Genomic DNA, 19,915 nt, shown 5'->3' with positions numbered 1-19,915 from the left:
GGGAGCCGACCTCAGCGCACGCCCAGCCGGACGCCGAGGCGCGGGTCGTCGTCGTACTCGGTGCGGAACAGCCCGCGCCGCTGCAGCTCGGGGACCACGAGGTCCACGACGTCCTCCACCCCGCCGGGGGAGGCGTCGAGCATCAGCACGAACCCGTCGGCCGCGCCCTCGGTGAACCACCGCTCCAGGTCGTCGGCCACCTCGGTGACGTCGCCGACCAGCGACCGGTGGCCGATGGAGCCCTCCCGCAGGAAGTCGCCGACGGTGCGACCCGGCGTGTCGAAGAACGACACGACCGCCTGTCGGAAGCCCTCCGTGCCGGTGGTGGTCGGAACCCGCGCCTCGTCGGGGATCGTCTCGTCGACCTTCAGCGAGCCCGGCTCGAGGCCGAGGAAGTACTCCAGGCTCGTCAGCCGCGCCGGGGCGCCGCCGATCAGGTCGTCGAGCGCGGCGCGCTTCGCGACCGCCTCCGCCTTGGTCTCCCCGACGACGACGGTGACGCCGGGGAAGAGCGTCACGTCGTCCGCGGGCCGGCCGGCGGCGACGGCGCCGGCGCGCAGGCCGTCGCGGTAGTCGCGGGCCGACTCGAGGGTGAGCTGGGCGGCGAAGACCGCGTCGGCGTACCGCGCCGCGAGGTCGCGGCCCGGCCCCGAGGCGCCGGCCTGGAACAGCACGGGCCGGCCCTGCGGCGGGGTCGGCACCTGGAGCGGCCCGGCGACGGTGAAGAACTCGCCGTCGTGGTCGACGGGGTGCACCTTGTCGGTGTCGATGAAGGTGCCGGACGACGGGTCGAGCGCGAGCGCGTCCGGCTCCCAGCTGCTCCACAGCGCCTGGACGACGTCGAGGAACTCCCCGGCGCGCCGGTAGCGGTCGGCCTTCTCCGGCAGGTCGGCGAGCCCGAAGTTGCGCGCCGAGTTCGGGTCGAAGCTGGTGACGACGTTCCAGCCCGCGCGGCCGCCGCTGACGTGGTCGAGGGAGGCCACCACGCGCGCGACCTGGTACGGCTCGGAGAACGTCGTCGAGATGCTGCACACCAGCCCGAGGTGGGTGGTCTCCGCCGCGAGCGCCGACAGCAGGACGACGGGGTCGAGGGTCCACCGCGGCTGCCGCGACGACTCAGGCTGCAGCGCCAGGAAGTCGGCGAGGAACACCGCGTCGATGCGGCCGCGCTCGCAGAGCCGGGCGATGCGGCGGTAGTTGTCGAGGTCGACGAACGCGCGACGGTTCGCGCCCGGCGCCATCCACGCGCCCTGGTGCACCCCCGAGGGCTGCATGTTCACGATGAGCTTCATCTGCCGCTGGTCCCGGCTCATGGCTGCTCCTGGGTCTCGTCTGCGGTGGTGTCGGTGGTCAGGTCGAACGCGAAGTCGGGGTCGCCGGCGGTGAGGCCGAGCAGGGAGTGCTCCCAGGCGAAGTAGTCGCGGTACCAGGCGTCGCGCGCGGGCCCGAAGTCCGGCGGACCGACGTGGTCGACGACCTCGTCGCCCGCGACGCGCTCGTCGTCGGTCGTCGCGGGCAGGTCCGGCGACCACTCCAGGACGACGGCGTCGACCCCGGCCGCGCGCAGCTCGGCGGCGGCCCACTCGGCGCGGACGGCGCCCCGTGGCGGCGCCTGCAGGTCGTGGCCCTCGGGCGCGGGGTGACCACCGCCCCCGACGAGGACGCCCCGGCCGGTCACGCGCTCGGTCAGCGCCGGCAGCTCCTCGCGCCGGGCCAGCACGGCACCGGGCAGGTGCCCCTCCCGGTAGTGCGCCGACGTGCGCAGGTCCAGCACCAGGTCGTCCGCGTCCGGCACGGTGCCCGGGTGGAGCCGCGGCACGGCGGGCGGCTCCGGGGCCGCGGGGGAGTGGCCGACGAGGGCGGGGTCGTGGACGGCGACCGCGAGCGGCCCGTCGTGCAGCAGCCGCAACCAGCGGGCCGTCGTCGCGGCCCGCACCAGGTCACGGGAGTCGACCAGCACCACCCGGGCGCCCAGCACGGCGAGGTGGTCGTCGGTCGCCTGCACCAGCTGCCCGCCCTGGATGCCGCGGGCCCCGGCGACGAGGCCCTCCGCGTGCTCGGCGGGGCTCCGCACGTCCACGAGGTACGTCGTCCGCCCGGCGTCCGGCTCGAGGGGCAGGTCGACGACCGGCACCCCCAGCGCCCCGAGGGACGCCAGGGCCCGCCCGCGGACCTCGTCCGGCACGGGTCCCGGCGCGGCGAGCGCCTCCCGGGCGCCGGACTCGACGTCCAGCCCGGCCCAGCCCCAGGCGGGCAGGCCGTGGCTCAGCGAGTGGACCGTCTGGGCGACGCCGAGCTCGCGCAGCGTCTGGGCGCCGACGATCCCGCGGGTGCGGCCGGCGCAGTTGACGACGACCCGGGTCGACGTCGGCAGGGCGGCGAGGGCGGGCAGCGCGCGGAGGGCGAGCTCGGCGCCGCCACCGGTGTCGAGGCCGCCGGGGACGTGGTGGTGGACGTACTCCGCGTGCGGCCGCGCGTCGAGGACGACGACGTCCTCGCCCGCCGCCCGCCACGCCGCGACCGTGGCGGGGTCGACCGTGGGGGTGCCGAGGTCCCGCTCGACCTGCTCGCCGAGGGTCTTCGGACGCACCCCGCTCCCGGTGTGCAGCCGCTCCCCGGCCGCCGCCCAGCCGGCGGCACCGCCGTCGAGCAGCCGGACGTCGTCGTACCCCAGGCCGGCCAGGACCCGCGCCGCCCAGGCGTCGAGGGTGGGCTCGCCGGCGAGGACGACGGGTGTCGTCCGCACCGGGACCAGCGTCGTCACGCGCTGCTCCAGCCCGTGCAGGGGGACGCCGCTGCTGCGGGCGAGGTGCCCGCGGCTGCGCGCGAGCGGGGAGCGGACGTCGAGCACCGCGACCTCGCGGTCGTGGGAGTCCTCGCCGGTCAGCAGGGACCGGAGCTCGGCGGGTGTCACGGCGCCTCAGGCCCGCAGCCGCGCGCCGGTGGCGGTGTCGAAGACGTAGACGTCGGCGGGGTCGACGGCGACGTGCACCGTCTGGCCGCGGACCGCTCCACCGCCGGGCAGCGCCCGGGGGTCGGTGCGGACGACGAGCGGCAGCGTGTCGATCCCCGACCCCGCCCGGCGGACGTGGACGTAGGAGTCGGCGCCGAGCTCCTCGACCACGAGCACCTCCGCCTCGAGTCCGTCGGCGGTGTCGCCCGCGCCGAGCAGCCGCCACGCCTCGGGCCGTACGCCGAGGGTCACCGCGCCGGTGACCTGGGCCGTGACCGCCGGGGCGAGCGGGACGGCGTACGCCCCGACCCCCTCCCCGACCCGCGCGCGGTCGCCGTCCACCTCGGCGTCGACGAGGTTCATCTGCGGGGAGCCGATGAAGCCGGCGACGAAGAGGTTGGCGGGGTCGCGGTAGAGCGCCAGCGGGGTGTCGACCTGCTGCAGGACGCCGTCCTTCATCACCGCGACCCGGTCGCCCATGGTCATGGCCTCGACCTGGTCGTGGGTGACGTAGACGGTGGTGGTGCCGAGCTCCGCCTGGACCCGCGCGATGTCGGCGCGGGTCTGCACCCGCATCTTCGCGTCGAGGTTCGACAGCGGCTCGTCCATGCAGAACACCTGGGGGCTGCGCACGATCGCCCGGCCCATCGCCACCCGCTGCCGCTGGCCGCCGGACAGCGCCCGCGGCTTGCGGTCGAGGTAGTCGGTCAGCCCCAGCATGGCGGCGGCCTTCTCGACCCGCGCGCGACGCTCGGCCTTGCCGACACGGCTCACCTTGAGCGCGAAGCCCATGTTGTCGGCGACGCTCATGTGGGGGTAGAGCGCGTAGCTCTGGAACACCATCGCGATGTCGCGGTCCTTCGGTGCCACGGCGGTGACGTCGCGGTCGCCGATCAGCACCCGGCCGCCGTCCACCTCCTCGAGGCCGGCGAGCATCCGCAGCGTCGTCGACTTGCCGCAGCCGGACGGGCCGACGAGCACCATGAACTCGCCGTCGGCGATCTCCAGGTCGATGCCGTGCACCGCGGGCTCGGTCGAGCCGGGGTAGACACGTCGTGCCTTCTCGAACCTCACGCCGGCCATGTCTGCTCCTCGGTCGTCCTCGGGTCGGTCAGGGAGTGGCGCACCTCGGGGGCGGCGAAGCGACGCGCGTCGCGCAGCACCCGCTCCCGCGCGCAGGGGTCGGCGTCGGGGCCGACGAGGCGGAACACGTCCGCGCTCATCGCCACCCGGGGCAGCAGGTGGCGCAGCACGTCGTCCTCGGCGAGCCGCTGAGGGGTGGGGTCGACGCCGGCGAGGCGTCCGAACCGCAGCGCCATCTCGTGCTGCTCGCGGTAGCCGACGTGGTGGCCCTCGCGGACCCCCGCCGCGACCCGCTCGCGCAGCTGCTCGGCGTCGTACGACGGGCCGCGGCCGCTCCACGTGTAGGCGATCCAGCGGGCCTGCTGCTCAAGCCCGACGGCGTACGGCCCCAGCTGCGCCCAGAGCCCCGCGAGCGCGAGGCCGGGCAGGTCGGGGTGGAAGGTGAACTCGGCGGCGGCGTACGACTTCGGGCCGAGCGCGAGCGTGGTGCGGATCCGCTCGTCGAGGAAGTCCAGGCGCAGGTCGAAGCCGGTCGCGGCGACGACGGCGTCGACGTCGTGCACGTCGCCGTCGGCGAAGCGGACGGTGCGCCCCGACATCGCCGTCGGCCAGCCGTGCACCGTGATCCGGTCCTCGGCGACGAGGTTGAGGTACGACGGGCTGCCGGTCACCCCGGCGAGCGCGAAGTCGGGGTGCGGGGCGGGGGCGCCGTAGTCGGCGGGGTCGCCCGCGAGGCGTCGTACGCGGCTCTCGGCGGCGGCGAGCTGGGTCTCGGGCGGGGTGGTCGCGATGCCCTCGGCGAGCGCGCGGGTGAAGACGTAGGACTCGACCGGGGTGCCGACGTACATCTTGGGCATGACGTACCGCTGGCGCCGCTGGGCGAGGTGGACGTCGTCGGCCCCGCCGACGGCGAGGTCGGTGACGACCTCGAGGGCGGAGATGCTCCCGCCGCAGACCACGACCCGCTCGCCGCGGTAGGCCTCCGGGCCGGTGTAGTCGAAGGCGTGCTCGGTGCGGCCGGCGAAGGTGTCCCAGCCGGGCACCGGCGGCGCCTCCGGGTGGGTGTAGCGGCCGGTGGCGACGACGACGCGGGGCACGTCCACGCTCCGGGTCTCGCCCCGGTGGGTCCAGGTGACCCGGTAGCCGCCTGCGTCGAGCGGGCTCACCCCCGTCACGCGGGCGCCGTACGTGATCGAGGCGTGCAGGTCGTGGCGCTCGGCGTAGGTGCGCAGCAGGTCCAGCACCTCGCCGTTGCGGGGGAAGACCGCCGTGCCGTCGGGGTAGTCGACGTCGGAGAAGCGGGTGAGGAAGGACGCGGTGTTGGTCCGCATGCGCGGCCACACCCCGGACGTCGGGTTGTCGCGGTGCCACTGCCCGCCGAGGTCGTCGTACGCCTCGAGGGTGAGAACGGCGAACCCCTCCGAGCGCAGCCAGCGGGTCGCCGCCAGGCCGGCCATGCCGGCGCCGAGGACGACGACATCCGGCCGCTGGCCACCGTGGCTCATCGGCGGCCCCGCAGGAGGTCGAGCTCGGCGAGCAGGACGTCGGCGAACGCCTCGTCGTTGACGTGGTGCTCGACCTCGACGACCCGCGCGTCACCGGCGGTACGGCGCAGCGCGGTGCGGAACGCCTCGTCGGCCTCGGGGTCCCAGAAGTCCCCACCGGGCGCGTCGAGCGCGGAGACGCCCCCGAGGGGGAGGACGACCGTGGTGGTGGCGGGGGCGGCCGAGACCCGCGCGCCGACGAGCTCGCCGAGCCGGGCGGACTCCGCGGCGTCGGTGCGGACGAGGGTGACGAAGCGGTTGTGGGCGTGGATCGTCCGTCCACGCATCGCCTCGGGCACGGTGGCCGGGGGCCCGAAGTTGATCGTGTCCAGGGCCCCGGGGACGACGACCTGCGGGACGCCGGCCTCCGCGGCGGCGGTCAACCGGTCGTCCCCGGCGGGGAGGGTGCCGCCGGCGACGAGGTCGGCGAGCTCGGTGGTGGTGACGTCGACGACCGCGTCGACGAGGCCGTCGCGGACGAGGCGCTCCATCGAGACGCCGCCGGTGCCGTTGGCGTGGAACGCCAGGACCTCGTCGCCGCGGGCGCTCAGGCGGCGCCGCACGTGGGCGACGCACGGGGTGGTGATGCCGAACATCGAGACGGCGACGGTCTCGTGCGGGTGCTCCGCGGGCGTGGGCTCGGCGCGTCGTGCGTGGTGCTCGGCGGCCTGGGCGGCGAGGCCGGCCGCGGCTCGGTCGAGCACGGAGCGCAGGACGTGGTTGTCGCCCTCGACGTCGACGACCGGGAAGACCAGCTCGACGTCGAGGCCCTGCAGGTAGGGCCGGGTGTCGCCGGCGGCGATCGTGGAGACCAGCACCTTGGGGGTCCCGAACGCCACCACCGGCGCGACCGCGGCGAAGACCGTCGCGGCGCCCGACCCGCCGGCCGAGACCAGGCCGTCGACCGCGCCGGCCGCCTGCAGCTCCGCGACCACCGCGGCCGCCGCGGCGCCGGCGGCGTCGAGCGTGGCGGCGCGCCCCGGGCTCCCGCCGCCCGACCCGCCACCCGACCGTGAGCCGGGCGTGCCGGCCCGCGCCGCGAGGTCGGCGGCGGTGGTCTCGGCGTCGGCGGTGGAGCCGGTGCCGAAGTCGACCCGGTGGACGGCGCAGCCGCGCGCCACCAGGCCGTCGTACAGGTGGGTGAGCGGCTCGGCCTTCGTGTCCCACGCGCCGAGCAGGACGACGGTGGGCCGGTCGCTCACGGCAGCGGTCCCATCGGCAGCCGCTTGAAGGTGTCGACGACGTCGGCGATGGGCTCCTCGATCGGGATCCGCTCGATGCTGGAGGCGCCGACGAAGCCGACGGTCGTCGTCCGCTCGAGCACGAAGGCGACGTCGTCCGGCCCGGCGAGGGGTCCGCCGTGGCTGACGACGAGCACGTCCTCGTTCACCTTCCGCGCGGCGGTCGCGATCTCCTCGATGAGCACGACGCAGTCGTCGAGGGTCTTCGCGAAGTCGCTGGAGGCGCCGATCGAGCCGCCGACGGTCAGCCCCATGTGGGCGACGACGACGTCGACCCCGGCCTCGGCCATGCGGCGCGCCTCGTCGGGGGTGAACACGTAGGCCATGGTGAACAAGCCCAGCGACGCGGCGGTGGCGATCATCTCGACCTCGCGGTCGTAGCCGAACCCGGTGGCCTCGAGGCTCTCGCGCCAGCGGCCGTCGATGATGCCGTGGCTGGGGAAGTTGATGACGCCGGCGAACCCGGCCTGCTCGAGGGTGCGCAGGAAGCGGGGCATGACGCGGGTGGGATCGGTGCCGTTGACGCCGGCGATGACGGGGACGTCCCGGACCACGGGCAGCACCTCCCGCTCGCCCATCTCGAGGACGATCGCGTTCGCGTCGCCCAGCGCGAGGAGCCCGGCGTTGGAGCCGTGGCCGGCCATCCGGAACCGGCCGGAGTTGTAGATGAGGATGAGGTCGGCGCCGCCACGCTCGGCGAACTTGGCGGAGATGCCGGTGCCGGCCCCGGTGCCGATGATCGGCCGGCCCTGCTCCACCTGCGCACGCAGCCGGGCCAGGACCTCGTCACGGGTCGTCATGGGTGCAGTCCTTTCGTGGCGGGCTGGAGGTCGAACGTGGGGACGGCGACCGGTGCGCCGCCCTGCAGGGAGGAGGCGTGCGCGCAGATGCCGGGCGCGGTGTACTGCGCCGAGGTGACGGCGTCCAGCGGCGGTGGGGTGCCGTCGACGCAGGCGGTCACGAACTCGTGGACCAGCCGCGGGTGGGAGCCGCCGTGCTCGGCGGGGCGGCGGACCGTCCCGCCGGCGCCGTCCGGGACGTCGAAGGCGCGCAGGTACGGCGTGATCGCGTCCGGCAGGCCGGCCGCCTCGTCGAGGGGCTCGAGCGGGGTGAGCGTGGAGCGGCGCCCGCGCAGGCCCCGGTCGGGCAGCCCGGGGTCGAGGTCCTGCAGGGCGTAGAAGCGCAGCGGGTCGCCGTCGACGCGGGGCCACTCGACGCTGCCGGCGTCGCCGTACACGTCGAAGCCCTCGGTGTAAGGCCGCGCGGTCTGGAAGAACGACAGAGTCACCTGCGCGGTCAGGTCGGAGCCCGCGAGGCTGAAGAGCCCGACCTGGGTGGGGAAGGGGTTGCCGGAGCTGCCGACGCGGTCCGGGGTGAGGCGCCCGGAGCCGAGGCAGACGACCTGCTCGACGTGCGTCGCCTCGAGCGCGAGGGCCGGGGCGAGGGCGTGGGTGGCGTACTGCATCGGCGGGAAGCCGCGCCAGTACTCCGGGTAGCCGTCGAGGTTCTGCACGTGGAAGCCGTGGTAGCCGGTGAGCGTGCCGAGCGCTCCGTCGCGGTGCAGCCGCTCGACGGCGGCGTACTCGCGGCCGCGGACGGCGGTCTCCATCATCGTGTAGACCAGCCCGCTGCGCTGCTGGGTCTCGACGAGCGCGTGGAGGTCCTCCAGCGTGGTCGCCATCGGGACGGCGCACGCGCAGTGCCGGCCCGAGCGCAGGACCGCGAGGCTGAGCTCGGCGTGGAACGACACCGGCGCGAGCACGTGGACGGCGTCCCACGCGTCGGTCGCGAGCAGCGCGTGGAGGTCGGTGAAGCGGTCGGCCACGCCGTACCGGTCGCCGACGTCGGCCAGGCGCGCCTCGGACGGGTCGACGATCGCCACCCGCCCCACGGCGGGGTGGGCCTGGTAGACGGGCAGGAAGTCCTCGCCGAACCCCAGCCCGACGATCGCGACGTCGACGGTGCGGGTCATACGTCGACCTGCTCCTGGGTGCCGCGGAGGAAGACGGCGCCGCCGGTGGCGAAGTTCGGCACGTCGGCCGACGCCGCCTGCCCCTCGGGGGAGGCGAGGATCGCGTCCATCGCCTCCGCGCTCTCGGCGAGCAGGTCGACGACGAGGTGGACGGGCCCGCCGATCGCGGGGGAGTCCCCGACCTGGTCGTCGGTCCACGTCAGGTTCCACCCGGTCAGCCCCCGCATCTTCTCCGCGATGGGCAGGTGGACCTCCCGGTAGTACCGGTCGAACTCCGCCGGGTCGTCGGGCCGCCCGTACAGGATCGTCATGCGGTGCACGTCATCTCCTTCGTTCCGCGGTGGTCGGGGTGTCGCTGTCGGTGGTCTCGTGGCTCGGCCATGGCCGGCCCCGCACCTCGACCTCCGGTCCGCCCTCGGTGGTCGAGGTGCTCCGAGCCCTGGCGAGGAGCCACGAGACCCGGTGAGGGGTCCCGGGTCCGGTCGCGGGGTCTCGTGGCTCGGCCGTGGCCGGCCTCGCACCTCGACCTCCGGTCCGGCCTCGCACCTCGACCTCCGGTCCGCCCTCGGTGGTCGAGGTGCTCCGAGCCCTGGCGAGGAGCCACGAGACCCGGTGAGGGGTCCCGGGTCCGGTCGCGGGGTCTCGTGGCTCGGACGCGGCCGGCCTCGCACCTCGACCTCCGGGTCCGTGGGCTCACTTGACCGCCCCCACCGACAGGCCCTCGACGAGGCGCCGCTTGGCGACGAGGAAGACGACGAGCAGCGGTATCGACGTCAGCAGCGCGAGACCCATCAGCCGGTTCCAGCTCGTCGCGTACAGCGAGGTCTGCTGCGCCAGCAGCCCCGAGACCGGCAGCTGCGCGGGGTCGGTGAGCAGCGTGGTGGCGTAGATGAACTCGCCCCACGTGATGATGAAGACGATCGCGCCGACGGTGGCGATGCCGTTGGGCAGCATCGGCAGCACCACCGAGCGGAAGGTCCGGAACCCGGAGGCGCCGTCCATCTGCGCGGCCTCGTACAGCTCGGTGGGGATGCCCAGCACGAACGGCCGCATCAGCAGCACCGCGAACGGCGCCAGCAGCGCGACGTCGGCGAGCACGAGGCCCCACACGTCGTTGACGAGCTGCCACTCGGCGAGGATCCCGTACAGCGGGATCACCGCCATCGGCTGCGGCACCATCTGCAGCACGAGGAACCCGGCGAGCACCCACGCGACGACCTTCGCCCACACGGGGCCCGTCCGCCGGCCGAGGGCGTACGCCGCCGGGACGGCCACCACGAGCACCAGCACCGTCACCGCGGCGGCGACCCGGAACGACGTCCACACCGAGGTCGAGGCGACCTCGAGGATGTCGGAGAACGTCGACAGCGACGGGGTGAACAGGATCGCGTTCGGCTGCGAGGCGATGACCTCGTCGGACTTCAGCGCCGTCAGCACGATCCACAGCAGCGGCACGAGGTAGACGACACCGAGCAGGAGCGCCGCGAGCGTGCCGAGGCGCGGCCGGCGCTGCGTCCGGCGCAGGGCGGGGCGGGTGGCGGTCCGGGCGCTCATGCGCTCTCCTCCTTGCGCACGCCCCACGCGTAGGGGACGGCGAGCAGGGCGATGACCACCATCAGCATCGAGGCGATGGCGGCGCCGATGCCGAAGGAGTAGGTGCGGAACGCCTCCTGGTAGGCCAGGAACGGCAGGGTCGTCGTCACCGTGCCGGGGCCGCCGGAGGTCATCACGTAGACGAAGTCGAAGCTGCGGAAGGCGTAGAGGACCACCAGGATCGTGAGGACCGCGAGCGTCGGGCGCAGCAGCGGGATGGTCACGCTGACGGCCTGCCGCACCGGGCCGGCGCCGTCGAGGGAGGCGGCCTCGAGGACCTCCTTCGGGATGGCGAGCATCCCGCCGCGGATGATGAGGATCGCGAACGGCAGGCTCGCCCACGCGGCGACCAGGCTCACCGACCACAGCGCGAGGTCGGGGTCGCTGAGCCAGTCGACGGCGGGCAGCCCGACGAGCTCGAGGGTCGAGTTCACCAGGCCGTCACCGGCGAGCAGGAACTTCCACACGCTGCCGGAGACCAGCGGCGGCAGCGCCCACACGAACACCATGAGCGACAGCACCGCGCTGGTGAGCCGGCTGGGGCGCGCCAGCACCGCGGCGGCGACGTACCCGATGACGAGGTCGACCACGAGCAGGACGCCGGTGAAGACCAGGGTGGCCTTCACGGCGGGCCAGAAGGTGTCGGAGTCGAGCACCTCGCGGAAGTTCTCGGCGCCGAGGAACTCCCAGTCCGCGATGAGGGTGGCGGGGCCGACGTCGCTGACCGACATCCGCACCATCTGCACGATCGGGTAGACCCCGAGGGCCGCGCAGACCACCACGGCCGGCAGCAGGTACGCCGCCAGCCGTGGCCGAGGGAGCCGGCGCCGGGATCCCCCCGGACCCTCCGGCACCGGCCCCTTCGCCACCACCGGGGAGGGGCCCCCGGCGGAGTCGGTGGTGCTCGCGGCTGAGGTCACTCGCAGCCCCCGCCGCCCTCTTCCTTGGCCTCCTCGACGCCGGTGACGCCGCGCTCGGCGGCCTCGGCGGCCTCCGTCTCACCGGAGATGACCGAGCTGCCGACCTGGCCGATGACGGTCTGCATCTGCGCGGTCTCCTCGTTCAGCGGCCACGACGCGGTGTTGCTCGCGGCCTCGACGAACGGGGCGACCAGCTCGTCGTCCGCGACCTCGGGCTGCGAGGCGACGTCCGCGCGGGTCGGGATCTGGCCGGAGTCCTCGAAGTTGATCAGGCCGGCCTCGGGGGAGAGCCAGGCGTCCTCGATGTACTGCCACGCCAGGTCGGGGTCGTCGGCGAAGGCGCCGATGCCGAGGCCCTCGCCGCCGGGGAAGACCCGGCTGCCCTCGCTGCCGGCGGGGAACTGCGTCGAGCCGAGCTCGAACGGCAGGTCGGGGGCAGCGCCGAGGTTCCAGTTGCCGTTGATGCCGAAGGCGGCGTCGCCGGAGGCGAACTGCGTCCACGCGTCGGTCTGGTCCCAGTTCGCGGCCTCGCGGGGCAGGATCCCGTCCTCGGACCACCCCTGCAGCCGGCCCAGGGCGCCCTCGAGCGAGTCCTGGTCGAGGTTGCAGTAGTCGACGCCCTCGCCGAGCAGCAGCGGGAAGTACATCCACGCGCCCTCCACGGTCGGGGCGCCGGCCATCGTCAGCGGCGTGTACTGGCCGTCGTCGGCCACCTGCTCGAGCGCGGCCTGGAACTCGTCGACGGTCTGCGGCGGCTCGATGCCGAGCTCGTCGAGGATGTCGGCGTTGTAGTAGAGGCCGAGCAGGTTCGTGTACGACATGACGTTGTAGACCTCGTCGTCGAGGCGCCACACCGAGGAGTCGGAGACCTCCTCGGCGTCGGCGTAGTCCTCCCAGTACGGCGTGAGGTCCGTCAGCACGCCGGAGCCCGCGAGCGCGGGGAAGTCGACGACGACGTTGTCGAGGACGATGTCGGGTCCGTCCTGCGTGGTGGCGGTGGAGAGCAGCCGGGTGGGCAGCTGCTCGAAGGGGATCTGGACGACCTCGAACTCGACGTCCGGGTTGGCCTCGGCGAAGAGCTCGTTCTGCCGCTCGAGGGCGGCGATCTGGCCGTCGGCGGTGTAGTAGTGCCAGATCGTCAGCGTCTGCGGGCCGCTGCTCGACTCCTCGGAGTCGGAGCCGCCCCCGCAGGAGGCCAGGACCAGGGAGGCGGTGACGGCGAGGGCGCCGGTCATCGACAGTCGTCGGACGCGCATGGGGACCCCAAACTGGACTCGATCGGTATATGTTGACGAGCAACGTAATTGTGCTGTTACGTACTGTCAACGACCGTCTTACGATCGGTCAACACCCAAATTCCTGGCACCCTGATCGCCGTCCCGAGGAGCCCGCGTGAGCCTCACCTCCGACCTCGTCGGCCGTACCTCGCGCGCCGGGGAGACCCTCGCGCTGATCCGCAACGGCTCCGCCACGACCATCGCCGAGCTCGCGGCGGCCATGGGTCTCGCGCGCTCGACGGTCTCCGAGCGGGTCGACCTCCTGGTCGGCCGTGGGCTGGTGAGCGCTGAGCTCGCCCCCGCCCAGGGCCGCGGTCGCCCGGCGTCGGTGTTCCGCTTCGACCCCACGGCACGGGTCGCCCTCGTCGCGCAGGTCGGCATGAGCGGGATGCGCGTCGGTGTCACCGACCTGGCCGGCGGGATCCTGCACACCGTCACCGCGGACGTCGCCGTCGGGGAGGGGCCGCGGGCGCTGGTGGACCACGTGCAGCGGCTCTTCGACGACTCCCTGCTCGCCACCGGACGCACCCGCGACGACGTCGCCGGGGTCGGCGTCGGCCTGCCGGGGCGCATCGAGCTCGAGTCCGCCCCCGGGGGCACGACGGCGCCCGCCGCCTGGTCGCCGTACGGCGTCCGTGCGCTGCTGGCGGAGACCTGGGACGTCCCGATCTGCGTCGACCGCGCCGTCAGCCTGCTCGCGAGTGCCGAGCAGCGGAGCTTCCACCCCGGCGCGTCCGTCCTGCTCGGCCTGAAGGTCGGCACCGTCGTCGAGTGCGGCGTGGTGGTCGACGGCCGCAGTGTGGGGGGCGGCAGCGGCATCGCGGGCGAGATCGGCCACACGGCCGTCGCGGGCGCGGACGCCCCCTGCGTGTGCGGCAACGCCGGGTGCCTCAACGCGGTCGCCAGCGGGGGTGCCCTCGCCCGTGACCTCGCCGCCGCCGGCCACGAGGTGGCCTCGGCACGGCAGGTGGCGGCGCTCGCGGCCGGGGGCGACGTCGAGGCCATCCACGCCGTCCGCGAGGCCGGCCGCCGGATCGGCGAGGTGCTCGCCGGGGCCGTGAACCTGCTGAACCCGGACGTCGTGGTCGTCTGGGGCTACCTCGCCGACGGCGGTGACCACCTCGTCGCGGGCCTGCGCGAGGGCCTCTACCGCGCCGCCGTCCCCGCCGCGAGCCGGCACGTCCGCCTGGAGGCGGCCCGCTACGGCGACGACGCCGCCCTCAAGGGCGCCGCCACGGCCGTCGTCGAGCTCGCGCTCGACCCTGCCCACGTGGACGTCGTCCTCGGTGGTTGAGGTGTGACGAGCGCCAGCGAGGAACCTCGAAACCCGGTGACGAACCATCCTCCGTCCCGCGGGCGCGGTTCTGTCGGGGAGAACGGGACGAAGGCCGGCGATCGGGCCTGTCGCGACCGGTTCGGCGCCCTTGGTCCCGTCGTCCGCCACAGCAGAGCAGGCGCCGGGGTGCTGGTTCAGGCGTTGAGGTCCAGCACGAGCCGCCCGCGCACGCCACCGGCCTCGAGTCGGCGGTGGGCGTCGGCGGCCTGCGACGCGGGGACGACGTCGGCCACGCGGGGGGTCAGCTCGCCGGTGACGGCGAGGCGCACCAGCTCGTCCAGCCAGTCGCGGCGCTCGTGGACCTCGCGCACCCAGACCGGGTGCACCCGCAGGCCACGAGACCCGTCACCGGCCCACCCGCGGACGGTCGCCACCGACCCGCCCTCCCGCACCATCGGGAGCACCGCGGCGTCCTGCACGGACCCGTCGGCCAGGCCGTCGACGCCGTCGGGGAACTTGGCCAGCACCGCGTCGACGACCCCGTCGCCCCGCGGGACGACCACGTCCGCGCCGAGACCGCGCACGAGCTCCTCCTCGCCCTCCTTCGCGTCGGCGACGACCCGGAGGCCGCGGGCGACGGCCAGCTGGACGGCGTACCCGCCGAACGCGCCGGCGGCTCCGGTCACGGCGAGGACCTGACCGGGCTCGAGCGCGAGCAGGTCGAGCGCGAACATCGCGGTGAGCCCGTTCATGGGCAGGCTCGCGGCCTCCGCGTCGGACAGCGAGTCCGGGACGGGCGTCACCGACCGCGCGGACAGGACGAGGTCCTCGCGGTAGCCGCCGTGCGGTCCGTCGGGGACGACAACGCCCATCACCCGGTTGCCCTCGGCGAGGCCCTCGACGCGGTCACCCACCTCGACGACCGTGCCCGCGACGTCCATGCCCGGCACGGCACCGGGGGAGGGGGCGGTCGGACCGTCGGCGCGGGCCCCCGACCGCAGGACGGTGTCCGTCGGGTTCACCGCCGCCGTGGCGACCCGGACGCGCACCTGGTGCGGTCCGAGGTCCTCCGCGGGGACGTCCAGCTCGTGCAGGGCCTCGGGCCCGCCGTACTCGGTCACTCCGATGGCTCGCATGTCCCCGGTCTACCCGAGGGGCGGTCAGCCGGGTTGCCGCACCGGCAACACGACGTGCGCATCCGGGGCCCGTCGGGCGAGGCTGGACGCATGACGTGGACCGACGACCTCGAAGGACGGCTCGACGAGCTCCTCGACGAGTACCGCACGCACCTGCTGGCGAGTCTCCACGGGCTCACCGAGGAGGAGGCACGGCGACGGCTGGTGCCCTCGGCGACGACGCTGCTCGGACTCGTCAAGCACGTGACGTACGTCGAGCGCGTCTGGTTCGACCAGGCCGTCACCGGCGCCGCGCTGAGGGACCTCGGGGTGGCGTCGACGCCGACCCGCTCCTTCGCGCTCCGGAAGGAGGACACCATCGCGTCGGTGCAGGAGGCCTACCGCGCCGCCGGCGAGGACTCCCGCCGCCGTCTCGCCGACCTGGAGATGGACGACGAGGTCACCGGCAAGGGATCGCGCACGGTGTGGGCGCTCCGGCTCCAGGTGCTGCGCGAGCTGGCCCACCACAGCGGCCACGCCGACATCCTCCGCGAGCAGGTGCTGGCCGCGCGGTCCTGACGAGCCGCCGGGTCGCCGGGCCCGTGTGCAGTGGCGACTCCGCGTGACACGGGGGTCGGGCTCAGCCCGCCCGTGACCGACGCCGGTCGGCGGACTTCCGTCCAGCGGAAGCCCCCCCTCGTACGACGGACCGCCGGCGGGGCACCGTGGTCCCGTGACCCCCACCACACGCACTCGCACCCAGGTCGCCGTGGTCGGCGGCGGCCCCGCGGGGCTGCTGCTCACCCACCTCCTCGCCCGGGCCGGCATCGAGTCCGTCGTGCTCGAGGTGAGGACGCGGCGGGAGATCGAGGAGACCCACCGCGCCGGGATCCTCGAGCAGGAGTCCGTCGACGTCCTCGTCGAGTCCGGGGTCTCCGACCGCGTGCTGCGCGACGGCTACCGCCACGACGGCATCGAGCTGGCCTTCGGCGGGGTCAGCCACCGCGTCGACTTCCAGGGCCTCGTCGGCGCCTCGACGCAGCTCTACCCGCAGACCGACGTGTTCGTCGACCTCGCCGACGCCCGCGCCCGCGACGGCGGCGACGTCCGGTTCGGGGTCAGCGACGTGAGCGTCCACGACATCGAGAGCGACACGCCGCGGGTGCTGTTCACCGACGCCGACGGCACCGCGGTCGAGCTCGTCGCCGACGTCGTGGTCGGGGCGGACGGCTCCCGCAGCCACTGCCGTGCTCAGGTGCCGGAGGCGTCGCGGCAGCAGTACTTCCGCGAATATCCCTTCGCCTGGTTCGGGATCCTGACCGAGGCGCCGCCGTCCGCGCCCGAGCTGATCTACAACCACTCCCCGGCCGGGTTCGCGCTCATCAGCTCGCGCACCGAGACCCTGCAGCGCATGTACTTCCAGTGCGACCCCTCCGAGGACGTCGACGACTGGTCCGACGACCGCATCTGGTCGGAGCTCCAGGGCCGGCTCGGTGCCAACGGCTACACCCTGAAGGAGGGCCCCATCACCTCCCGCAGCGTGCTGCCGTTCCGCAGCTTCGTGCAGGAGCCGATGCACCACGGCCGCCTCGTGCTCGCCGGCGACGCCGCCCACACCGTGCCGCCCACCGGCGCCAAGGGCCTCAACCTCGCCCTCGCCGACGTCCGGGTGCTGGCCGAGGAGCTCGAGCGCGTCATCGCGAAGGGTGACCCCGCCCCGCTGGAGACCTACAGCGAGCGCGCGCTGGCCCGGGTCTGGAAGACCCAGCACTTCTCGTACTGGATGACGACCATGCTCCACACGCTCCCCGACGCCAGCCCCTTCGACGTACGGCGCCAGGAGGGCGAGCTGGCCCTGATCAGCTCCTCGACGGCCGGGTCGACGTACCTCGCCGAGGCCTACACCGGCTGGCCCGGCGCCCGCTGACCGACGGAGCCGCGACCAGCGGGGACGGAACAGGCGGTCGAGCAGCTGACTTGCGCCGGCGAGTCCGCGTCGGCTCCTCAGGTGGTCGAGCAGCAGACGAGCGCAGCGAGTCCGCGTCGTCGAGACCGCTGTGCCGCGGATCGATCCGTGATGGCGCGATGAATCCGCGGCACAAGCCGCGCTCAGCCGTGGCGGCTCGCCGGGTCTCGACGACGCGCGCTCGCCGGGGGCTCGCGTGCTGCTCGACCACCTCGCTGTCACAGCGACCGCCGACCGCCGCGCGGGGTCTCGTGGCCCCTCGCCAGGGCCCGGGGCACCTCGACCTCCGGAGCCTTGTGCTGCTCGACCAGCCGAGGCTCAGATGGCCCGCCGGCCCCCGCCCGGGGGCTGGCAGGACGGGCACCAGAACAACCTGCGCGCGGCGAGCTGCGCGGCGACGACTTCCGCGCCGCAGACCCGGCAGGGCAGGCCGTCGCGGCCGTACACGTAGTGGGCGTCCGTACGACGGGCGCGGCCGGCGTACCGCTCCCGGTGGTCCGGCTCGGTGGTGACGATCCGGCCCGACCGGACGCCGGCCCGCATGAGGTCGACGAGGTCGCTCCAGGCGGCCAGCAGCGTGAAGGGGTCGGCCTCGCGGCCGGGCAGGTGCGGGTCGAGGCCGTGGCGGAAGAGGATCTCGGCGCGGTAGACGTTGCCGATCCCGGCGACGACGGACTGGTCCATCAGCAGCGTCCCCAGCGGCGCCCGACTGCGCCCCAGCCGGTCGACGAAGGGCGTGGGGTCGGTGCCCCTCCGCAGCGGGTCCGGGCCGAGGCGGGCGAGGATCGCCTCCCGTTCCGGCGGCGTCAGCAGCTCGCACGCCGTCGGTCCGCGCAGGTCGAGCCAGCGGACGTCGTCGGCGTCGTCCGGGTCCCGGGAGAGCAGCCGCAGGCGCAGGGCGCCGCGCGGCTCGTCGGGCTCGCCCGTCCCCTCGCGGAACTTCCCGTACAGGCCGAGGTGCACGTGCAGCACGAGCGGCTCGGACCCGGCGTCGTCGGCGTAGTGGTGGAACAGGTGCTTGCCCCAGGCCTCGGTGGCGACCAGCCGGGCGCCGTCGATCAGCGCGGCCCCCTCGACGAACCGCCCCTGGGGGCTGGACGCGGCGACCGTGCGGTCGCGCAGGAGCCGGCGGTGGCGCCCGGCGAGGCGGTGGATGCTGTGGCCTTCGGGCACCCGCCGATCATCACGGGTCGGTCCAACGCGACCCGGCTCAGGGGACGACCCGGAACACCGGCCAGCCGACCTCGGTGCGCCACGCCGCCGGGTCGTCGGTGTCCGGTGGGCCCACGAGGTACGTCTCGCGCACCGGCCCGGCCACGGTCAGGGCGTTGTCGACGAGCCAGCGGCCGACCTCGCCGTAGGTGACGTCGGAGGCGTCGTGCGGCCCGACGTGGGTGGCCACGGCCAGCTCGACCGCGGGCAGGGTCAGCGGGTGGACCCGACCCCGCCGCGGCGGGTCCGGGCAGGGACGGTGGACGACGGCCCGGCCGCGGCCCTCCTCGAACAGCGCGTTGTCGTAGACCCCGCCCGCGGGTCCGCCGGGCCCGGCGTCCGCGCCGTCGGCGGTGAGTACCGCCGCGAGCTCGGCCATCGCGCCGGCGTACCAGGCCGGGACGTCGCCGGCGTCCACCTCGGCGGCGACCGCGGCCACGGTCTGCTCACCGACCGCGCGCAGCTCGACGGCGAGCGGGGCGGGCTCGGGGTCGAGCAGCCGACGCAGGGACGACACGGCGGCGCGGGTGCGGTCCAGCTCGGCCTCGAGGCGCCGCAGGTGACGCGCGACCAGGGCGGCCCGCTCCTCCGGGTCGGGGGACTCCACCACCCGTCGCACGTCGGGCAGCGGGACGTCCAGCTCCCGCAGCCGGTGGATAACCTGCGCGGTCGGGATCTGGTCGGGGTCGTAGGACCGGTAGCCGGTCGCGGCGTCCACGCGGGCGGGCACGAGCAGGCCGGCCTCGTGGTAGCGCCGCAGCGTCCGCACGCTGAGGTGGGTCAGACGGGAGAAGTCGCCGATCGCGAGCACGTCGGCGAGTGTGCACCCTCTCCCCGGGTGAGGGTCCACCGTGTTGACCCTCCCCGCGCGGGACGCCCCACCGTCGACGTCATGACCACACCGATCGACACCGACCAGCTGCCCGCCGTCGTCCGCGACTTCCTCCCGGCCCACGTCGCCCGGGACGAGCGCGCACTCCGCGCCTTCGCCCTGGACGCCATCGTCACCGACGAGGGCCGGACCCTGCGCGGCCACGACGAGATCCGGCCCTGGCTCCGCGACGCCGGGACCGAGTTCACCTACACGACCGACGTCGTCGGCGCCGAGCGCGTGGACGACCCCGACGGTGAGCGCTGGGTCGCCGTCCTCCACCTCGAGGGCGACTTCCCGGGCGGGGTCGCGGACCTGCGCTACCGGTTCGCGCTCGCCGACGGCCTCGTCACCGAGCTCGCGATCGCCCCCTGAGCGGGCCGGGCCTCAGGGCAGGACGACGATCCCGTCCTCGTCGCTGACCAGGGTGCGGCCGGGGGTGAAGACGGCGCCGCCGAACTCCACGACGACGTCCCGCTCACCGGTCGCGTCCTTCGAGGACTTCCGCGGGTTGGTGCCGAGCGCCTTCACGCCGAGGTCGAGCGCGTCGAGCTGGGCGGAGTCCCGGACGGCGCCGTGGATCACGAGCCCCTCCCAGCCGTTCTGCACGGCGAGGTCGCCGATCATGTCGCCGACCAGCGCGGTGTGCACCGAGCCGCCGCCGTCCACGACGAGCACCTTGCCGTGGCCCGGCTCGCCGAGGACCGCCTTGAGCAGCGCGTTGTCCTGGAAGCACCGCACGGTGACGATCTCGCCGGAGAAGCGGTCGCGACGGCCGAGGCGGCGCAGCTGGAGGTCGCAGGACTCCAGCGCCTCGCCGTGGGTGTCGACGAGGTCGGCGGTGGGGACGAGGTCGGTGGACGTCTCGGGGGCGCTCATGGCACCACTCCAC

At 74.6% G+C, this 19,915-nt stretch carries 19 protein-coding genes; 4 read left to right on the top strand and 15 right to left on the bottom strand.

Going from position 1 to position 19,915, the window contains the following annotated elements; all coding sequences use genetic code 11:
• Window positions 1-11: 11 nt before the first annotated feature.
• The 11 genes from Q0858_RS18085 to Q0858_RS18035 form a co-directional block, all read right to left on the bottom strand.
• Entirely contained in the window at window positions 12-1,313 is a 1,302-nt protein-coding gene (locus Q0858_RS18085; RefSeq protein WP_299057455.1) for an LLM class flavin-dependent oxidoreductase, read from the bottom strand.
• Window positions 1,310-2,914, bottom strand: a complete 1,605-nt coding sequence (locus Q0858_RS18080; RefSeq protein WP_299057453.1) for a rhodanese-like domain-containing protein — start codon at window positions 2,912-2,914, stop codon at window positions 1,310-1,312. Before Q0858_RS18080 ends, Q0858_RS18085 begins: the two co-directional genes overlap by 4 nt.
• Window positions 2,915-2,920: 6 nt before the next feature.
• Window positions 2,921-4,036 (bottom strand): sn-glycerol-3-phosphate ABC transporter ATP-binding protein UgpC, encoded by a 1,116-nt coding sequence (gene ugpC / locus Q0858_RS18075; RefSeq protein WP_299057450.1) that lies wholly within the window; start codon window positions 4,034-4,036, stop codon window positions 2,921-2,923.
• Window positions 4,024-5,541 carry an NAD(P)/FAD-dependent oxidoreductase gene (locus tag Q0858_RS18070; protein ID WP_299057447.1) on the bottom strand — a complete coding sequence of 506 codons (1,518 nt, stop codon included), beginning with the start codon at window positions 5,539-5,541 and terminating at the stop codon, window positions 4,024-4,026. Before Q0858_RS18070 ends, ugpC begins: the two co-directional genes overlap by 13 nt.
• Entirely contained in the window at window positions 5,538-6,782 is a 1,245-nt protein-coding gene (locus tag Q0858_RS18065) for a Tm-1-like ATP-binding domain-containing protein (RefSeq protein ID WP_299057446.1), read from the bottom strand. The genes Q0858_RS18070 and Q0858_RS18065 overlap by 4 nt, the downstream gene beginning before the upstream one ends.
• The gene (locus Q0858_RS18060; protein ID WP_299057444.1) at window positions 6,779-7,621 is read right to left on the bottom strand and encodes a phosphoenolpyruvate hydrolase family protein; all 843 of its coding nucleotides are present in this window, start codon (window positions 7,619-7,621) and stop codon (window positions 6,779-6,781) included. The genes Q0858_RS18065 and Q0858_RS18060 overlap by 4 nt, the downstream gene beginning before the upstream one ends.
• Complete coding sequence (locus tag Q0858_RS18055; protein WP_299057441.1) at window positions 7,618-8,793, bottom strand: Gfo/Idh/MocA family oxidoreductase; 1,176 nt, start codon at window positions 8,791-8,793, stop codon at window positions 7,618-7,620. Before Q0858_RS18055 ends, Q0858_RS18060 begins: the two co-directional genes overlap by 4 nt.
• Window positions 8,790-9,104 carry an EthD family reductase gene (locus tag Q0858_RS18050; RefSeq protein ID WP_299057438.1) on the bottom strand — a complete coding sequence of 105 codons (315 nt, stop codon included), beginning with the start codon at window positions 9,102-9,104 and terminating at the stop codon, window positions 8,790-8,792. Before Q0858_RS18050 ends, Q0858_RS18055 begins: the two co-directional genes overlap by 4 nt.
• Window positions 9,105-9,486: 382 nt before the next feature.
• On the bottom strand, window positions 9,487-10,347 hold the full coding sequence (locus Q0858_RS18045; protein ID WP_299057436.1) for a carbohydrate ABC transporter permease: 861 nt from the start codon (window positions 10,345-10,347) through the stop codon (window positions 9,487-9,489).
• Window positions 10,344-11,306: a carbohydrate ABC transporter permease gene (locus Q0858_RS18040; protein ID WP_299057433.1), complete on the bottom strand. Its 963-nt coding sequence runs from the start codon at window positions 11,304-11,306 to the stop codon at window positions 10,344-10,346. Before Q0858_RS18040 ends, Q0858_RS18045 begins: the two co-directional genes overlap by 4 nt.
• Window positions 11,303-12,562 (bottom strand): extracellular solute-binding protein, encoded by a 1,260-nt coding sequence (locus tag Q0858_RS18035; RefSeq protein ID WP_299057431.1) that lies wholly within the window; start codon window positions 12,560-12,562, stop codon window positions 11,303-11,305. Before Q0858_RS18035 ends, Q0858_RS18040 begins: the two co-directional genes overlap by 4 nt.
• Before the next feature lie 136 nt (window positions 12,563-12,698).
• On the opposite strand from Q0858_RS18035, the gene Q0858_RS18030 reads away from it, so the two are divergent.
• Window positions 12,699-13,877 carry an ROK family transcriptional regulator gene (locus Q0858_RS18030; RefSeq protein ID WP_299057429.1) on the top strand — a complete coding sequence of 393 codons (1,179 nt, stop codon included), beginning with the start codon at window positions 12,699-12,701 and terminating at the stop codon, window positions 13,875-13,877.
• A 176-nt stretch (window positions 13,878-14,053) separates the two neighbouring features.
• Here the strand turns inward: Q0858_RS18030 and Q0858_RS18025 are convergent, their stop codons facing one another.
• Window positions 14,054-14,995 (bottom strand): NADP-dependent oxidoreductase, encoded by a 942-nt coding sequence (locus tag Q0858_RS18025; protein WP_299057426.1) that lies wholly within the window; start codon window positions 14,993-14,995, stop codon window positions 14,054-14,056.
• Between the two features lie 90 nt (window positions 14,996-15,085).
• Between Q0858_RS18025 and Q0858_RS18020 the strand changes: the two genes are divergently transcribed.
• Both Q0858_RS18020 and Q0858_RS18015 read left to right on the top strand, forming a co-directional pair.
• Window positions 15,086-15,553 (top strand): DinB family protein, encoded by a 468-nt coding sequence (locus Q0858_RS18020; protein WP_299057424.1) that lies wholly within the window; start codon window positions 15,086-15,088, stop codon window positions 15,551-15,553.
• 154 nt (window positions 15,554-15,707) lie between these two features.
• Entirely contained in the window at window positions 15,708-16,901 is a 1,194-nt protein-coding gene (locus tag Q0858_RS18015; protein ID WP_299057422.1) for a 4-hydroxybenzoate 3-monooxygenase, read from the top strand.
• A 357-nt stretch (window positions 16,902-17,258) separates the two neighbouring features.
• Here the strand turns inward: Q0858_RS18015 and Q0858_RS18010 are convergent, their stop codons facing one another.
• Window positions 17,259-18,113 carry a DNA-formamidopyrimidine glycosylase family protein gene (locus tag Q0858_RS18010; protein WP_299057420.1) on the bottom strand — a complete coding sequence of 285 codons (855 nt, stop codon included), beginning with the start codon at window positions 18,111-18,113 and terminating at the stop codon, window positions 17,259-17,261.
• 37 nt (window positions 18,114-18,150) lie between these two features.
• Window positions 18,151-18,963, bottom strand: a complete 813-nt coding sequence (locus tag Q0858_RS18005; RefSeq protein ID WP_299057418.1) for a MerR family transcriptional regulator — start codon at window positions 18,961-18,963, stop codon at window positions 18,151-18,153.
• 81 nt (window positions 18,964-19,044) lie between these two features.
• Between Q0858_RS18005 and Q0858_RS18000 the strand changes: the two genes are divergently transcribed.
• Window positions 19,045-19,398 (top strand): nuclear transport factor 2 family protein, encoded by a 354-nt coding sequence (locus Q0858_RS18000; RefSeq protein ID WP_299057416.1) that lies wholly within the window; start codon window positions 19,045-19,047, stop codon window positions 19,396-19,398.
• A 12-nt stretch (window positions 19,399-19,410) separates the two neighbouring features.
• Here Q0858_RS18000 and rraA read toward each other — a convergent pair whose 3' ends face one another.
• Entirely contained in the window at window positions 19,411-19,902 is a 492-nt protein-coding gene (gene rraA, locus Q0858_RS17995; protein ID WP_299057413.1) for a ribonuclease E activity regulator RraA, read from the bottom strand.
• Window positions 19,903-19,915: the final 13 nt, after the last annotated feature.

Origin of the sequence: uncultured Nocardioides sp., assembly GCF_947489365.1 — a bacterium.
In the GTDB taxonomy this organism is placed as follows: domain Bacteria; phylum Actinomycetota; class Actinomycetes; order Propionibacteriales; family Nocardioidaceae; genus Nocardioides.
Note: the sequence above shows the minus strand (reverse complement) of the source record. Positions and strands in the feature narration are given on the sequence as shown.